This is a genomic window from Mesorhizobium salmacidum (SeqCode), assembly GCF_037179605.1.
Classification (GTDB): Bacteria; Pseudomonadota; Alphaproteobacteria; order Rhizobiales; family Rhizobiaceae; genus Mesorhizobium; species Mesorhizobium salmacidum.
Window position 1 is genome coordinate 1 of record NZ_JAPYKS010000091.1, and the last position, 583, is coordinate 583.

The 583-nt window shown below is 66.2% G+C and carries 1 pseudogene; it reads right to left on the bottom strand.

Features of this window, described 5'->3' with window-relative positions:
* Positions 1 to 583: pseudogene (locus O7A60_RS31775) on the bottom strand (transposase); the annotation flags it as partial.

The window sequence follows — 583 nt, forward strand, 5'->3', positions numbered from 1 at the left end:
CAGGCGCGCAAGCTCGACCATTTCTTCGAGCGCACGAGTAGCGAATGTGCTGCCTCGTAGAGGGCGGTGCGGGCGAGTTCGTCGCCACAACGGCTGACCTTGCCCTGAATGTCGGTTTCACCGGACTGATATCGCAGTGGCGTCAGCCCCAGATGCGCTCCCACTGCCCGCGAGGAGCCGAACCGCTCCGGCCGGTCGATCGTGGCGCGGAAGGTGAGCGCGGTGATCGGCCCGACGCCGGGCGCGCTCATCAGTCGCCGACAGACTTCCTCCTTGCGGACGATGTCGAGAACCTGCTTGGTCAGGCGGGCGAACTCCTTGAGCATGGAGCCGAGATCGAAAGCAGCGGCTCGACCATCACCATCACCATCGCCTCGGCGTCGGCGCCGACCAGCTCGCGCACGCGATCAGCAAAGGCGGTGCGCGAGGGCGTGCCGAGCTTGATACCGGCCTCGCGCAGGATGGCGCGCACAACATTCTCTATGCTGCGCATCTCGTTCAGCACCGTGCGGCGGGCCACCAACAGCGCGCGCCACAACCGGCATTGCCGGCTCTTCACATGCACCTGCCGATACCAGCCCGT